Source organism: Labedella phragmitis (assembly GCF_004078635.1).
GTDB classification, from domain to species: Bacteria; Actinomycetota; Actinomycetes; order Actinomycetales; family Microbacteriaceae; genus Labedella; species Labedella phragmitis.
Genome location: NZ_RZNB01000005.1, coordinates 56,381 through 71,526, shown reverse-complemented (window position 1 = coordinate 71,526; position 15,146 = coordinate 56,381). Strand labels below are relative to the sequence as shown.

Sequence of the window (15,146 nt, the reverse complement as noted above, 5' to 3'; positions counted from 1 at the left end):
GGGCCACCCACATTCCGCCGATCGGCCACGCGACACCGGCGTGTCGCACCCCAATACACTGTTGTCCTGTGTCCAGCTACCGAAACCTCCTCGCGGCCCCCGGGGTCGCCCGGATCATCGGCGCGCAGCTCCTCGCCCGCTTCCCCTTCGGGATGCTCTCCCTCGCGTTCCTCCTCCACATCGAGCAGGTGACGGGGTCGTACGGCGCCGCCGGTCTCGTGCTCGCCGCCACGAGCATCGGCCAGGCCATCGCCGGTCCCCTCACGAGCCGCTGGATGGGCTCATGGGGCATGCGGAAGGTCCTCGTGACGACGCTCGTCGTCTCCGTCATCGTCGTGAGCACGATCGCCCTCGTCGTCATGCCCGTGCCGCTCTACATGGTCCTCGGCTTCCTCGCGGGCATCAGCACCCCGCCGATCCAGCCGGCCGTCCGCACCATCTACCCGAAGATGGTGACGTCGCAACAGCTCACCCCGCTCTTCTCCCTCGACGCGTCGGCCCAGGAGATCATCTGGGTCCTCGGTCCCGTCATCACGACGTTCGTCTCCACCCAGGTCGGCACGGTGTGGGGAATCATGCTCGCCGTCGTCATCATGGTCGCGGGCGGCATCTGGTTCATCGCCTCCCCCGAGGTCGGCCGCGTCCGGATCCCGCGCAGCCGGCGCAAGCTCGGCCAGGTGCTCGCCAAGCCGCCCGTCCTCCTCGCGACGGTCGTGGGATTCCTCCTGATCGGCGCGTGCTCGGCGATCGAGGCCGGCGTCGTCGCGACCTTCGGTCACGACGGCCTCGAGGCCGGCATCGTGCTCGCCGTGTTCTCCATCGGCAGCCTTGCAGGCGGGCTCGCCCTCGGGCACGTCCCGATCGGGCCATGGGCGCTCGCGCGACGCATGTTCGTGGTCTTCGCGGGAGTGGCTCTCGCCGCCGTCTTCCTCAACGCGTGGTGGCTCGCCGCGACCCTCTTCATCGCCGGCATCGGCATCGCACCGGCCCTCGCGGTGCTCTTCGCGATCGTCTCGTCGAGCGTCAAGTTCAGCGACACGGCCGAAGCCTACGGCTGGGTCGGAACGGGACAGCTCATCGGGGCGGCCCTGGGCTCCGCCGCCGCGGGATTCCTCATCGACGAGAGCGGCCCGAGCGGGGCGTTCTGGGCCGCGATCGCGCTCGCTTTCGTCGGCTTCCTCGTCCCCGCCGCCGGCAAGCGGTGGCACCCCGACCTCCGGGGTCGCGATGCGAGCCCCCTCGCGGACACCGAGCCGGTTCCCGTCCAGCCGTCCTGACGTCCGACCACCGCCGGCTCCGAGCGGCTCAACAACAACGACGACGACAGCGGGGCCGCCCGAAGGCGACGCCGCTGCCGACGCGTCCGGTCGTGTCAGCGAACCGCGAGAGCCTCGCGGCGGACGACCGAGAGCGACTCCTGAAGCTCCTTGATCTCGATGAGCATCGTGTCGAGATCGGCCGACTGACGATCCGTCGGGATGAAGAAGCCGTCGTCGATCTGGTGCCTCACGAAGGGCACGTCGACTGTGGCGACCGTGGGCACGAGGCCAAGGCTGTGGAGCACGGGGAGGAGCGCAGCGACCCCGCGGGTCCCGCCCGCCACTCCCCCGTAGCTCACGAACCCGACGGGCTTCCTCGACCACTCGTGGAAGAGGTAGTCGATCGAGTTCTTGAGCGCCGGCGAGTAGGAGTGGTTGTACTCCGGCGAGACGAACACGAAGGCATCGGCTGCGGCGACGCGCCGGCTCCAAGCCAGCGTGTGGCGGTAGGAGTAGCGGCCGAGCTTGGGATCGAGCGGCTCGTTCATGAAGGGAAGCTCGAGCTCCGCGAGGTCGACGAAGTCGATCTCGAAGCCGCCGACCTCGGCGACACGGTCGTGGACCCACAGCGACACGGGGAGTCCCGCGCGACCGGGGCGGACGCTTCCGACGATCACCATGAGCCTCATGGGTTCTCCGGGGGCGCGATCAAGGGAAATGGGCATGCACAAGCCTCCTGATAGGCATCTGTCGTTTCGGGTTCAACAGGTGCGGAGGGTGCGACTCCACAACTGGGACGGTGCGTCGGTGCCCGGGGGAACACCCACTCCGTCGGATCACGTCGCGGCCGCCGTGACGGCTCCCGGCGCGATGGCCACCAGAGATTTCGGGCCTCCGGTGCGGTTACGTGACCATACTCCCGAACAGGGGTCATACGGTAGGGGGCGCGCACGATAATCGAAGAATCTGCTGTCGCATCGTAGGATCGCCGAATGTTCGGTGAACATCGGCCACCGCGGTATTCGTGAGCAATCCGTGACGATACCCGTCGGCGGGCGCTCGTAAGGTGAAGACATGCCCCGGTCGACGCGAACCCCTACCGTCCTGATCGTCTCCGCCGTGACCGCTTTCCTCCTGGCGTCGTGCTCCTCCTCCGGCGGCTCCGCGACGGACGAGTCGGGAGGCGGCCCGGTGCCGGAGCCCGGTCGGGTCCTCCCGGGTGAACCGTTCCCGAACGATTCGGAGCCCGACGTCGGTGCGGGGGGCTCCGACGACGGGACGGATGCCGATCGCGAGGTCGTCGTGACGGCCTGGGTGTCACTCAGTCACGCCGATCCGATCGAGGTCGCGGACGAGATCGAGGAGATCGCCGATGCCGCCGACGGCCGCGTCGATCAGCGCACCGACTCCCCCGCCGGAGCCGCCGATCCCGCCTCCGCCTCCCTCGTGCTGCGCATTCCGACCAACGATCTCGATGGAGTGATGGACGAGATCGCCGAGGCCGCCACGGTCGTGTCGTCCGCTCTCGATCGGCGCGACGTGACGTCGAGCGTCACCGACATCACGGCGAGGATCGGCGCGCTGGAGGCGTCGATCGACCGGTTGCTCGAACTCCTCGACGGGGCGACGTCGACGAGCGACCTCATCTCCATCGAGTCCGAGCTCACGACCCGCCAGGCCGAGCGCGACAGTCTCGTGGCCCAACAGCAGTCGCTCGTCGAGCAGGTCGCGTTCTCGACCGTGTCCGTCGACATCGGTGTTCCCGAGGAGGTCGGCGGCGCCGGCCCCGGCGACTTCTGGGGCGGGCTCGTGCTCGGATTCCGTTCGCTCGGCGCATTCCTCGGCGGCGCCCTCGTCGTCGTGGGAGTGCTCGTCCCCTGGCTCCTCCTCGCGGCCGCCGTCTCCGCGCTCGTGTGGTGGCTGCGCCGGCGGCGTCGAGGACACGGTCCGCGACCGTCGCCTCGAAGCGGGCGACCCGTCCCCCCGTCGGATCCCGACACGGCGGCCTCGTCCCGCCCGGGGGCGGCAGTCGGATTCGATGCGTCATGGCCAACGGATGCCCAGCAGACGGTCCCGCCGCGACCACCCCTTCCGGCGACGGCACCCGGCGAAGCGGCGTCGTCGCATCAGTCGCCGGCTTCGACTCCCTCCGCCGCCCCCGCCGGCACGGGCGCGTCCAACGCCGCTCCCCCGTTCGGCGAGTCCGCTCCAGCTTCAGCGCCGGCCACGGCCGTCACACCCCAGGCCGAGGCCGATGCCGACGCCGGCATCGGCCTCGGCATCGACGCCGGCATCGACTCCGGGGTCGACGCCTCTGCCCCTCCTGCGACGCAGACGAGCTCGAAGCCACCTCGAGCGAAGACACCCCGAGCCACGACCTCCCGCACGTCGGCCGCGAAACCGCGGACGACGAAGAGCACCGCCTCACGATCGACCGCGTCGAAGGCGACGGCAGCAGAAAATCCCCCCACCCCGAAGGACGAGACATGACCGACCTCCTGAGTGACCACCTGCTCGCACGTATCCACTCGCGCGCCGCGGGCTACGACCGGGACAACGCGTTCTTCGCGGACGATCTCGAGGACCTCGCCGCGGCCGGATACCTGCGGGCCTTCCTCCCCGAGGACCTCGGCGGCCGCGACGCCTCCCTCGCGGACGTCGCGGAGGCGCAGTCGCGACTCTCGGCGGCCGCCCCGGCGACCGCTCTTGCCATCAACATGCACCTCGTCTGGACCGGGGTGGCCCGGCTGCTCCGGCGCCGCGGCGATGCGGCTCTCGCTGAGGTCGAGCGACTCGCCGGTGCCGGCGAGATCCTGGCGTTCGGGATCAGCGAAGCGGGCAACGACCTCGTCCTCTTCGGTTCCGACACCGTCGCGACACCGGACGGCTCGGGCGGCTACACGTTCAGCGGCACGAAGATCTTCACGTCCCTCGCGCCGGCGTGGACGACCCTCGGCGTGACGGGACTCGACTCGACCTCCCCCGACGCCCCGAAGATCGTCTACGGGCTCGTCTCACGCGACGGCGTCACGACGAAGGACGATTGGGACACGCTCGGCATGCGGGCGAGCCAGAGCCGGACGACGGTGCTCGACGGAGCGCACGCTCCAGCCGATCGCGTCCTCCGACGGCTCGATCCCGGCCCGAACGCCGATCCGCTCGTCTTCGGAATCTTCGCCGTCTTCGAGTCCCTCATCGCCTCCGTCTACACGGGCATCGGCGGTCGCGCACTCCAGCTCGCCGTCGAGGCCGTCTCGCGCCGCCGGTCGAAACGGACGGGGGCCCCGCTCTCCGACGACCCGGATCTGCGGTGGCGCATCGCCGAGGCCGCCATCGCTCACGACGCGATCTGGCCTCAGATCGCCGCAGTCACGGCCGACATCGAGAACGGGGTCGACCACGGCTCACAGTGGTTCCGAGCCCTCGTCGGCCTCAAGACCCGGGCGACCGAGACGGCTCGAGCCGTCGTCGATCAAGCCATCCGCACCGCCGGAGGGTCGAGCTACTTCGCCGGGAACGAGCTCAGCCGGCTGTACCGGGACGTCCTCGCCGGAATGTTCCACCCTTCCGACCCGGAGTCGGCACACTCGACCGTCGCGACGGCTTTGCTCGGCCCGATCGGAGGGTCGGGCAGGTCGTCATGAACCGCGGTTGTTGGAGAGCTCGAAGACCTTGAGCAGCTCCTCGACCGCGGCCTCGCGCTCGTCTCCGCCCGCCTCGAACATCGACGTCACGTGCGTGCGGAGATGGTTCTCGACGATGAGCTTGTTGAGGGAGCCGAGGGACTTCTGGATGGCGAGGGACTGCGTGATGATGTCCATGCAGTAGTCCTCGTTCTCCACCATCTTCTCGAGGCCGCGCATCTGGCCTTCGAGGATGCGGATGCGGTGGAGGGAGCGCTTCTTGATGTCTTCGATCACGCGCTCAGGATACCTCCCCGGGGTGTCGCCGGGTCGAGGATGCGCGTCGGTGACGGCGCTAGTTCTTGCGGAGGATGTGCACCGGGATGAAGATCGACAGGCTCACGACGAGGACGCCCGCGATGAAGATGGCACCCTCGAATCCGGGCACGAGGAACGCGAGCGCGAAGAGGTACATTCCGGCGAGGAACAGCAGGATCGAGATCGCGAAAGCCATGGCTCCATCTTAGCCCGACGATGCGCGTCAGACGATGCGCGCACCCGTCGCGTCCCAGAAGGTGAGTTCGGGGCGGCGCTGGGCGAGCTGACGAAGGGCGACGGACCCTTCGGGTGTCGTGGGCGGCCAGGTCCACCACGCGATGTCGGGGACCGCGGAGATGCCTGCCTCGAAGAGCTCGAGCTCGACACCGGTGCCGCGATGCCGGTTCGGCACCTCGACGCTCACGATGCGTCCTTGTCCCTGGACGGTGAGGAACTGCAGGAGCGAGCCCGTCTTGTCGTCGCGAACGATGAACTCGCGACTGCCGGGGAGATCGGCAGGGATCTCGGTGATGTCGAAGCGAGCGGACGCGCCGCTCGAGAAGCTCCGCCAGAGACTGCGACCGAAGAGGGCGAGGAGGATGACGAGCATGAGGGCGATGAAGAAGAACCACATGGTCTGGCCGCCGGGGAGCAGGTCGTACACCGTGTGATCGCCTCCTTCGCGAACTCGTCGGGATGGTGCCTCCGCTCGTCAGCACCAACGACAAGCCTACGTCGGCATCCGGCGGATAGCCTGTGAACACCGCGCCGCCCGGGCCCGGGAATCTCCCGTGCCGATCGACTGTTAGGACATCTGGGACGACGGGAGACCGCCGCTCACCACCGACGGGCCGGCCGGCCACGTCGGTCGACGGACGAAGAGGAGAACCATGGCGACCATCGAACTCACCGAGGAGACCTTCGGGGCCACCGTCGAGGAGAACGGCATCGTTCTCGTCGACTTCTGGGCGGAGTGGTGCGGCCCCTGTCGCCAGTTCGCTCCCACGTTCACCGCCGCATCGGAGAAGCACCCGGGCGTCGTTTTCGGCAAGGTCGACACCGAAACTGAGCAGCGCCTCTCGAGCGCGGCGGGCATCTCGTCGATCCCGACGCTCATGGGGTTCCGCGACGGGATCCTCGTGTTCTCACAGCCCGGAGCCCTGCCCCCGGCAGCGCTCGAGCAGCTCGTGACGGCGATCGAGGACCTCGACATGGACGACGTACGTCGTCGCCTCGCCGAGTCGGAGGAGGCACAGTCGGAGAACGCTTCGGCCGAGTAGGACGACCCCGAGCGGACGGCGACGCCCCCGACCGATCCGGCCGGGGGCGTCGTGGCGTCACGATCAGGCGTGAACGGGGTGCGGCCGCGAGGCGGCCGCTCCCGCGAGGACCGAGTCGACGGAGACGTGCTCGTAGCCGAGTGCGGCGGCCACCCCGGCGTTCGTGACGACGCCGTCGTGCGCGTTGAGACCTCGACGGAGGGCCTCGTCCTCCGCGAGCGCTCGCTGCCAGCCCTTGTCGGCGAGGGCGACGGCATAAGGCAACGTCGCGTTCGTCAGTGCACGCGTCGACGTCTCGGGCACCGCACCGGGCATGTTCGCGACGCAGTAGTAGATGGAATCGTGCACCGGGAAGGTCGGTGCGTCGTGCGTCGTCGGACGGGAGCCCTCGAAGCAACCGCCCTGGTCGATCGCGATGTCGACGAGCACGGCTCCCGGCTTCATGGAGGCGACCATGTCGTCCGTCACGAGCTTCGGAGCCTGAGCACCGGGGATGAGCACCGACCCGACCACGAGGTCGGCGTCCCTGACGAGCTGGGCGATCTCGTAGTGCGAGGACACGGCCGTCCGGATCGTCCCCTGGAAGCGACGTTCGAGCTCACGCAAACGCGGGATCGACAGGTCGACGATCGTGACGTCCGCACCCATCCCGAGAGCGTTCGCGGCGGCGTGCTCCCCCGCGACGCCGCCGCCGATCACGACGACCTTGGCCTTCGGGGTACCCGGTACGCCGCCGAGGAGCGTTCCGCGTCCCCCGGCCGAGCGCATGAGGTGGTACGCACCGACGAGCGCCGACAACCGACCGGCCACCTCGCTCATCGGGGACAGCAGCGGCAGCGAGCGATCGGCGAGCTGCACCGTCTCGTACGCGATGGCCGTCGTGCGCGACGCGAGGATCGCGTCGGTGCACTGCCGCGAGGCCGCGAGGTGGAGGTACGTGAAGAGGACCTGGTCCGCGCGGAGACGCTCGTATTCCGACTCGACGGGCTCCTTCACCTTGAGGAGGAGGTCGGCTGCGCTCCACACGGCGTCGGCGTCGGCGACGATCGTGGCGCCGGCGTCGGCGAAATCGGCGTCGGTGAGTGACGAACCGATGCCGGCGCCCGACTGCACGACCACGTCGTGACCGCGACGCACGAACTCGTGCACCCCCGCCGGGGTCACCGCGACGCGGTTCTCGTTGTTCTTGATCTCCGTCGGCACTCCGACCAGCATGGCGTCCTCCTCGTCCGTCGCACGGCGCGTCGTGCGCGTGCTGTCATTCTGGCGAGTGATTCGTTGCGACGGCATAAACTCAGAACATCACGCTGTCGGTTCGACTATCGACCGAACATCGTGCGGCGAGAGGGCGGTGATCGGACGTGGCACAGAACAATGTTCGCGACCGCGCGGGCGGCGCGATCGACGACGTCGACGCGGCGATCATCGAGCAGCTCCAGCGCGACGCCCGGATCCCCAACAATCAGCTGGCCGAGCGCGTCGGCATCGCGCCGTCCACGTGCATCGCCCGCGTGCGTTCGCTCGTGGACCGCGGTGTCGTCACAGGGTTCGAGGCGCGCGTCGACCCGGCAGCACTCGGGCTCGGGCTGCAGGCCCTCATCAGCGTGAGCGTCCGATCCGGCGCTCGCCACCGCATGGCCGAGTTCAGCGCGGAGATGCGTCGCATGCCCGACGTCCTCCAGCTGTTCTTCCTGGGCGGCTCGGAAGACTTCATCCTCCACATCGCCGCGCGCGACAGCGCACACGTCCGCGACTTCGTCCTCGAACACCTCTCGGCGCACCCGTTCGTCGCCTCGACGCGCACGAGCATGGTGTTCGAACACGTCAGCAGGGCCGTCACGATTCCGTGACGGCCCTGCTGAGGACGAGCTCTCGATCCGCGTCAGGCGGCCGTACGCGCCCGCGGGAGGACCCGCGGGATGCGGCCGGCGGGGACGTCGCCGCCCTCCGGTACCTTCGTGTCGTTCGCCAGTCGTGCGAAGTCTCCGACCGTCGCCCCCGCGCCGATGCGTGAGAAGCTGCCGATCTCGGCGCCGCGGCCGATGACCGCACCCTCGCCGACGTGGACGCCCGCCCCGATGACGGCGTGGTCGAGGACGATCGCGTCGCGATCGATCCAGCTGCCGCCGCTCACGATCGCGCTACGGCCGACGCGGGCACCCGACTCGACATAGGCGGTCGGTTCGACGAGCGTCGAGGGGTCGACGCGAGCGGAGGTCGCGACATTGCCGCGTCCGTTCTCGTGGCGACGGTACCGAGTGACGACTCCGTGCTCGTCTTCGAATTCGATGATGGTCCTACCCATGGCGCACTCCTCTCCCGGTTCAGCGATGTGCATCGGGCGGCGCTGCCCGGCGAGACCTCGGGTCCTGTGCCGTGTGCTGCCTCGACTCCTCGTCTGAGGCTCGATCGACCCGTTCGGACGGTCGTCGCTCGTTCGGCCGTCAATGATCTCAACCGAGGACTCCCCTCCGGTATTCCCGCTCGGTGGTTCCAGCCCAGAGCGATGTCACCCCAGGGCGATGTCACCCCGGAGCGATGCCACCCCGGAGCGATGCCACCCCGGAGCGACGTCACCCCAGAGCGATGTCACCCCAGGGCGATGACGACGACGATCTGCGCGACGGCCGCGACGATCCCGACGCCCGTGAGGATCAACCCGAGGAGGACCAGCACACGGGAACCGTGGGTGCGCTTGTCGAGGTGCGCCCGGAGCGGTCGATCGTGCCGGTAGTGCACCGTGACCCGGTCGAGGTCGCCAACGGTGTGCCGCTCCTCGGGATCGAGGAACCGACGGTAGACCTGGCCGTCGTCGGCGACCCACGCGAGCTGGACATCGCCGTCGATCTCGGCGACGTCGGCCTCGGCCGTGAGCCAGGTCCCCTCCAGAAGGCGGACGACGAGACCGGCCAGCAGGACGATGACTCCCGTGAGCAGCCCCAGCCAGGTGAACAGCTCGGCGATCTCACCGATCCGCGCGAGCATGTCTTCCACCCCCTCACGCTATCGCGAGTCGGGGCGTCGTCCCGACGTCACTCCACGACCTCGAGCCAGACCGTCGTGTCCGCCGGGAGGACGCCCGGCTCCAACGGACCGCTCGCGACGAGCACGCGCCCATCGGGCAGCGCAACCGACGACGCCGTCACGTTCGCGATCACACGTACGCCGGGACGTCGAATCACGAGCACGCCGTCGCTCGACGGCTCCCAGCCGAGGTCGCCGGCACCCAGGCGGTGTTCGCGCCGGAGCGCGAGCAATCGACGGTACAGCGCGAGGGTCGATCCCTCGTCGGCCTCCTGCGCCTCGACGGAGAACTCCCCGAAGTACGCCGGTTGCGGCAACCACGTCGACTCGCTCGACCCGAAACCGAAGGACGGGCCCTCCGCCGTCCACGGCAGGGGGACGCGACAGCCGTCGCGACCGCGGATCGTGCGACCGGAGCGCTCCCACACCGGGTCCTGACGAGCGGCATCCGGCAGGTCGGTCACTTCGGGCAGGCCGAGTTCCTCCCCCTGGTAGAGATAGGCGGAACCCGGCAGGGCGAGCATGAGAGTCGTCGCCGCTCGTGCCCGCCGGAGCCCGAGCGTACGGTCGGGCTGCGGGTCGTCGACGCCCACGCCCGACTCGAGTTCGACGGGACCGTCGTAGCCGTAGCGGCTCGCGTGACGCATGACGTCGTGGTTCGACAGGACCCACGTCGTGGGCGCCCCGACCGCGTCGTTGGCCGCGAGCGACTCGTCGATCGTCCGGCGGAGATCGCCGGCGTCCCACAATTGCTCGAGGTACCGGAAGTTGAACGCCTGATGCATCTCCCCGGGTCGCACGATGCGGGCGGCCCGCTCGGGTGCGAGCCACGCCTCGGCGCAGAGGATCCGCTCACCCTCGTACTCGTCGAGCACCGAGCGCCAGGATGTGAACACCTCGTGGATGCCGTCCTGATCCCACATGGGCGGCATGACCCCGTCGACGGGTTCGACCACTCCCTTCGTGCGGTGGGGCCAGTCGGGCAGGCCGGGAGCCTTGATGATGGCGTCGCACACGTCGACGCGGAATCCGTCGACGCCGCGATCGAGCCAGAAGCGGAGCGTCTGCTCGAAATCGGCGCGAACGGAGGGCTCGTCCCAGTTCCAGTCCGGCTGCGAGGAGTCGAACAGGTGCAGGTACCACTGGCCGGGCCGCCCGTCCGGCTCGACGACGCGCGTCCATGCCGGCCCCTCGAACATCGACGTCCAGTCGTTCGGCGGAGCGACGCCGTCGTCACCGCGCCCGTCGCGGAAGTGGAACCTCGCCCGTTCGGGCGACCCCGGCGCGGCCGCGAGAGCCGCCTGGAAGTCCGCGTGGTCCGAGCTGCAGTGGTTCGGGACGAGGTCGACGATGATGCGGAGACCGAGGTCGTGAGCCGTCCGGATGAGGTCGTCGGCGTCCGAGAGCGTGCCGAACCGCGGGTCGACGTCACGGTAGTCCGCGACGTCGTAACCGCCGTCGCGCTGCGGCGACGGGTAGAACGGCGACAGCCAGACGGCGTCGACTCCGAGCCGGGCCACGTGGTCGAGCCGGGCCGTGATACCCGCGAGGTCGCCCGTCCCGTCACCGTCGGCGTCGGCGAACGAGCGCGGGTACACCTGGTAGATGACGGCGGAGCGCCACCACTCGTCTTTCGCCCCGGAACGGGTGGTCGTGAGGGAATCGGGTCGAGCGGTCATCGTGCCGCTCCCTTCGGGTAGACGTCGGGTCGACGGTCGGCGAGCAGGTCGTTGTGCGGCGAGATGGACTTGTCGCGTGCGAGGTGCAGGAAGACGTCGGCCGTCGCTCGCGCGACCCCCGAGGCCCGGTCGATCGGCCAGCCGAACTGGTCGACGATGACGGTGCCCTCCGTCCAGTGCTGGCCGCGCTCGATCCCGGCGCGATCACAACATGCGATGAAGACGCCGTTCGCCCTCGCCGAGGACTGGGCGTGGATCACTTCGGGCGCCCGCTCCCCCGCCGGGACGTCCGTGAACGGCCAGTTCGTCGGCACGGCGATGAGGTCGGCGCCCGCGAGGGCGACCGATCGTGGCATCTCGGGGAACTCGAGGTCGTAGCAGACCATGACCCCGACACGACCGTGGGCCGTGTCGACGACGGGCGGCGCCGCCGATCCGGGGGTGAACACGAGGGTCTCCCGGTCCCACAGGTGAACCTTGCGGTACACCTCGACGACGCCGGTCGCGGTCACGACGGCCGCGCTGTTGTAGAGCTCGTCACCGTCGGACTGCTCGCAGAACCCGAAGATCGCGACCGCGTCGGTCCCCGTGAGGAGTTCCGCGACACGGGCGAAGAACGGGTCATCGCGCCGGAGGGCGACGGACCGGGCCTCCTCGGCCGACTCGAACACGTAGCCCGACGTCGCGAGCTCCGGCAGGACGACGATGTCGGCGCCGTCGGCGACGTCCCGCGCGATCGTCTCCAGCACGAGGCGCTGGTTGCCCGCGAGGTCCGCGATCGTCGGTGCGAGCTGTTCGCACACGACGCGAGTGGCCGTGGGGATCGGGGATGCCGTCACTTCACCGCTCCTTCCGTGAGTCCGGAGATGAGGCGTCGCTGGAGGATGACGTACGCGATGACGATCGGCGCGGCGACGATGACCGCGGCGGCCGCCGTGACGCTCGGGTCGATCGTCCGGCCCGCGCCGGCGAAGAACGACAGCGCGAGAGGAGCGGTCTGCACGAGCGGGTCCTGCGGGACGAGCACGAGGGCGAGCAGGAACTCGTTCCACGTGAAGAGGAACAGGATCGTCGCGAGCGTGGCGATCGCCGGTCCGGCGACGGGCAGGAGGACGAGCCGGAACGTCTCGAAACGACCAGCGCCGTCGATGCGCGCCGCCTCGAGGAGTTCACCCGGGACGGAGGCGAAGAAGGACCGCATCCAGAACACGCCGAGCGGGACGGACAGGCCGATCTGCGGGAGGATGAGCGCCCACCAGGTGTCGAGCAGTCCCCAATCGGTCATGAGCTGGTAGAGCGGGAGGACGGTGACCTCGTAGGGCAGGACGAGGCCGAGGAGGAGGATCGGCAGCATGAGCCGCCCGCCCGGCACGCGCATCGTCGCAAGGGCGAAGCCCGCGAGGCTCACGACGGCGACCGTGACCACGACGACCGTGATGGAGATGAACGCGCTCGAGAGCAAGGCCGTGCCGAAGCCGCCACGCTCCCACGCGAGCTCGAAGCTCCCGAGACCGATCGACCCGTCGCCGCCGCGCAGGGCCGACAGGACGATCGAGATGAGCGGATAGACCGCGATGATCGCGGCGACGACGAGGAGGGCGTGGGTGAGCGTCGTCTCCGTACGCGAGACCTTCATCGGAGTCCTCCCGATCGGCGGAGCGAACGCGGACGGATCTCGCTGCGCTCGCGCAGCGCGAGCTGCACGAGGCCGACGATCACGAGAATGAGCAGGGTGAGGACGACGGCGAGCGCCGACGCCTGTCCGAGCGCCCGGTTCTGGAACGCGTCCTGGTAGATGTAGACGCTCGGAACGGCGGTCGAGGTACCGGGGCCGCCGCGCGTCGTGTTCCAGATGATGTCGAAGTTTCGCAGCGCGAACGTGATGCAGAGGATGAGAGCGATCGAGATCTGCGGACGGAGCGCCGGCAGGGTGATGGCGCGGAATTCGCGCACCGCCCCGGCCCCGTCCAGCCGGGCCGCCTCGTAGAGAGATCGATCGATGCCGACGATTCCGCCGAGGAACAGCACCATGCAGAGTCCGTACTGGACCCACGTCCCGATGGCGCCGACCGCGGGCAGCGCCGTGTCGAAGTCACCCAGCCAGCTCGTCGCGACCGATCCGAGGCCGACGGCGCGCAAGGTGTCGTTGACCGGGCCGTCGGCCGCGAGCAGGCCGCGCCACGCGACCGCGACGACGACGCTCGAGAGCACTTGCGGGATGAAGAGGGCCGCACGGAAGAACGTCAATCCGTAGATCCGGATACGCGAGAGGGCGCCGGCGAGCACGAGACCGATGAGGACCGGGAGGGCGGCGTAGAAGACGAGGAGCACGAGCGAGTGCAGGAGAGCCTCGCGCAACGACGGGTCGGTGAAGACCGCGACGTAGTTCGCGGCACCGACCGGCGTCGCGAGCGTGAGTCCGTCGTATTCGTAGAAGGACGTCTGCACCGAGATGCAGATCGGGTAGATCACGAAGACGGCGAAGAACAGCAGGGCAGGCGCGACGTAGAGCAGGGAGCTCCAGCTGTACCCGGCGACCGGCGACCGCCGCCGCCGACCCGAGGGGCCGGCGACGACGGCGCGCGTCGCGGAGGTGACGGCCATCAGGCGCCGCCGTGTTCCTTCGACCAGGCGCTCTGCACGGCGTCGACGAAGTCCTCCGCCGTGGTCCGGCCGGCCATGACCTCCTGCAGCCCGCCGCCCATGACGGAGAGCATGTCGGTCGTGGTCCAGTCGTAGTAGCCCACCTGGGTGCCGGCCTCGATCGTGGCGGTGAGCGCGTCGAGGGTCTGCTCCTGCAGGGCGCCCGACGCGGTGACGCCGTCCGTCACGACCGGGAGCCGTCCCTCGTCGAGGATCCACTGAGCGGTCTCCGGCGAGCGGAGCATGTCGAGGAAGGCGATCGAGGCGATGGCCTCGTCGCTCGACGAGCTGATGTGCCACGGCGACGCCGTCGCACCGACTCCACCGGAGGCGAGGGCGCCGAAGCCGAACGCGTCCGCGTCGAGGTAGGCCCCGTTCCAGGAGCCTCCCACGAAGAAGACACCGTCGCCGTCCGCGAAGCGCGCGATCGCGTCCTGGTTGCCGAGGCCGTCGTAGCCCTCGCCGAAGTAGCCGTTCGACGCCCACTCCGCCATGGTCTCGGCCGCCTCGATGTTGCCGTCGGTCGCGAACGTCTGGTCGGGGTCGCCGCCGATCCAGGCCCGGATGTCGGCGGGGTCCTGCGTCGTCGCGGCGATGTCGGAGAAGATGTGCGTCGCGGCGTACTGGTCGGAGTTGCCGAGCATGATCGGCGTCTCACCGGCCGCCGCTGCGATCGGGAGCGCCGCCTCGAGGTCCTCGACGGACTCCGGAGCCTCGAGTCCGAGCTCGGTGAGCTTCGACTCGTTGTAGTAGATGCCCTGGACCTCGCTGATCGGGGACATCCCGTAGAGCGTCCCGTCGCCGAACGTCGAGCCGTCCTCCGTCCAGCGCGAGGGTGCGAGAGTGCTCGCGCCGGCGCCGTCCTCCCAGCCGTACACGCTCGCGACGTCGTCGAGCGGACGGACGAGTCCAGCCTTCACGAGCGCCCCGTCGACCGCGTAGCCGATGTTGCCCTGGAAGAGGTCGGGGGCGTCGGCGCTGTTGGCCGCGTTCACGACCGTCGCGATGAGGTCGTCGAAGCTCTTGTAGGTGACGTCGACCGTCACGTTCGGGTAGGCCTCCTCGTACACCGGGACGAGGAGGTCCATGAGGGGCTCCTCCGCCTGGTCGGCCCAGAGGGTGAGGGTGACGTCGCCGAGGTCGGCGATCTGGTCGGCGGTCACCTCCGCGGTGATCTCGTCCTGCCGGGCGGCGGTCGATCCGGAGCCGGAGCCGGGGGCTGCGCAGCCCACGAGCGCGACGGCGGAGACGCCGAGCAGACCGCCGAGGAGGACGCGTCGAGCGGGGAACGTTCGGGATGTGATTCTCATGATGTCTTTC

General features: G+C 69.5%; 17 protein-coding genes. 5 read left to right on the top strand and 12 right to left on the bottom strand.

All coding sequences use genetic code 11. From position 1 onward, the window contains the following. The first annotated feature begins 68 nt into the window (after positions 1 to 68). Positions 69 to 1,277, top strand: a complete 1,209-nt coding sequence (locus ELQ90_RS12465) for an MFS transporter (RefSeq protein WP_128495621.1) — start codon at positions 69 to 71, stop codon at positions 1,275 to 1,277. A gap of 95 nt (positions 1,278 to 1,372) precedes the next feature. Here the strand turns inward: ELQ90_RS12465 and ELQ90_RS12460 are convergent, their stop codons facing one another. Then, positions 1,373 to 1,984 (bottom strand): NADPH-dependent FMN reductase, encoded by a 612-nt coding sequence (locus ELQ90_RS12460; RefSeq protein ID WP_208020654.1) that lies wholly within the window; start codon positions 1,982 to 1,984, stop codon positions 1,373 to 1,375. A gap of 394 nt (positions 1,985 to 2,378) precedes the next feature. Here ELQ90_RS12460 and ELQ90_RS12455 point away from each other — a divergent pair, with 394 nt between their 5' ends. Together ELQ90_RS12455 and ELQ90_RS12450 are read left to right on the top strand one after the other, a co-directional pair. Further along, positions 2,379 to 3,749, top strand: coding sequence for a DUF4349 domain-containing protein (locus ELQ90_RS12455; protein WP_166409044.1), 1,371 nt, complete (start codon positions 2,379 to 2,381; stop codon positions 3,747 to 3,749). Beyond that, a complete protein-coding gene (locus tag ELQ90_RS12450) occupies positions 3,746 to 4,903 on the top strand; it encodes an acyl-CoA dehydrogenase family protein (protein WP_128495619.1) in 1,158 nt (385 codons plus the stop codon). The genes ELQ90_RS12455 and ELQ90_RS12450 overlap by 4 nt, the downstream gene beginning before the upstream one ends. Here ELQ90_RS12450 and ELQ90_RS12445 read toward each other — a convergent pair. Genes ELQ90_RS12445 through ELQ90_RS12440 form a run of 3 tightly spaced genes read right to left on the bottom strand, consistent with a single transcriptional unit; the run spans position 4,898 to position 5,864 of the window. Further along, positions 4,898 to 5,179 carry a metal-sensitive transcriptional regulator gene (locus tag ELQ90_RS12445; RefSeq protein WP_128495618.1) on the bottom strand — a complete coding sequence of 94 codons (282 nt, stop codon included), beginning with the start codon at positions 5,177 to 5,179 and terminating at the stop codon, positions 4,898 to 4,900. The two genes, ELQ90_RS12450 and ELQ90_RS12445, sit on opposite strands and share 6 nt — an antisense overlap. Before the next feature lie 58 nt (positions 5,180 to 5,237). Beyond that, positions 5,238 to 5,396, bottom strand: a complete 159-nt coding sequence (locus ELQ90_RS16665) for a hypothetical protein (protein ID WP_166409042.1) — start codon at positions 5,394 to 5,396, stop codon at positions 5,238 to 5,240. A gap of 27 nt (positions 5,397 to 5,423) precedes the next feature. After that, positions 5,424 to 5,864 (bottom strand): hypothetical protein, encoded by a 441-nt coding sequence (locus ELQ90_RS12440; RefSeq protein WP_128495617.1) that lies wholly within the window; start codon positions 5,862 to 5,864, stop codon positions 5,424 to 5,426. 226 nt (positions 5,865 to 6,090) lie between these two features. Here ELQ90_RS12440 and ELQ90_RS12435 point away from each other — a divergent pair, with 226 nt between their 5' ends. Beyond that, complete coding sequence (locus ELQ90_RS12435; protein WP_128495616.1) at positions 6,091 to 6,480, top strand: thioredoxin family protein; 390 nt, start codon at positions 6,091 to 6,093, stop codon at positions 6,478 to 6,480. A gap of 63 nt (positions 6,481 to 6,543) precedes the next feature. On the opposite strand, the gene ald is transcribed toward ELQ90_RS12435, so the two are convergent. Next, positions 6,544 to 7,695 (bottom strand): alanine dehydrogenase, encoded by a 1,152-nt coding sequence (ald, locus tag ELQ90_RS12430; RefSeq protein ID WP_128495615.1) that lies wholly within the window; start codon positions 7,693 to 7,695, stop codon positions 6,544 to 6,546. Positions 7,696 to 7,841: 146 nt separating this feature from the next. Here ald and ELQ90_RS12425 point away from each other — a divergent pair, with 146 nt between their 5' ends. Beyond that, entirely contained in the window at positions 7,842 to 8,330 is a 489-nt protein-coding gene (locus ELQ90_RS12425) for an Lrp/AsnC family transcriptional regulator (RefSeq protein ID WP_128495614.1), read from the top strand. 32 nt (positions 8,331 to 8,362) lie between these two features. On the opposite strand, the gene ELQ90_RS12420 is transcribed toward ELQ90_RS12425, so the two are convergent. The 7 genes from ELQ90_RS12420 to ELQ90_RS12390 all read right to left on the bottom strand — a co-directional run bounded on the left by ELQ90_RS12420 (position 8,363) and on the right by ELQ90_RS12390 (position 15,136). Further along, positions 8,363 to 8,785, bottom strand: coding sequence for a transferase (locus ELQ90_RS12420; protein ID WP_166409040.1), 423 nt, complete (start codon positions 8,783 to 8,785; stop codon positions 8,363 to 8,365). Between the two features lie 284 nt (positions 8,786 to 9,069). Continuing rightward, positions 9,070 to 9,474, bottom strand: a complete 405-nt coding sequence (locus ELQ90_RS12415; RefSeq protein ID WP_128495612.1) for a DUF3592 domain-containing protein — start codon at positions 9,472 to 9,474, stop codon at positions 9,070 to 9,072. 38 nt (positions 9,475 to 9,512) lie between these two features. After that, positions 9,513 to 11,183 (bottom strand): glycoside hydrolase family 13 protein, encoded by a 1,671-nt coding sequence (locus ELQ90_RS12410; RefSeq protein WP_128495611.1) that lies wholly within the window; start codon positions 11,181 to 11,183, stop codon positions 9,513 to 9,515. Next, positions 11,180 to 12,022 carry a nitrilase-related carbon-nitrogen hydrolase gene (locus ELQ90_RS12405; protein WP_243696163.1) on the bottom strand — a complete coding sequence of 281 codons (843 nt, stop codon included), beginning with the start codon at positions 12,020 to 12,022 and terminating at the stop codon, positions 11,180 to 11,182. Before ELQ90_RS12405 ends, ELQ90_RS12410 begins: the two co-directional genes overlap by 4 nt. Then, positions 12,019 to 12,819, bottom strand: a complete 801-nt coding sequence (locus tag ELQ90_RS12400) for a carbohydrate ABC transporter permease (RefSeq protein ID WP_128495610.1) — start codon at positions 12,817 to 12,819, stop codon at positions 12,019 to 12,021. Before ELQ90_RS12400 ends, ELQ90_RS12405 begins: the two co-directional genes overlap by 4 nt. After that, on the bottom strand, positions 12,816 to 13,787 hold the full coding sequence (locus tag ELQ90_RS12395) for a carbohydrate ABC transporter permease (protein ID WP_128495609.1): 972 nt from the start codon (positions 13,785 to 13,787) through the stop codon (positions 12,816 to 12,818). Before ELQ90_RS12395 ends, ELQ90_RS12400 begins: the two co-directional genes overlap by 4 nt. Next, complete coding sequence (locus ELQ90_RS12390; protein ID WP_166409038.1) at positions 13,787 to 15,136, bottom strand: ABC transporter substrate-binding protein; 1,350 nt, start codon at positions 15,134 to 15,136, stop codon at positions 13,787 to 13,789. Before ELQ90_RS12390 ends, ELQ90_RS12395 begins: the two co-directional genes overlap by 1 nt. Positions 15,137 to 15,146 lie beyond the last annotated feature (10 nt).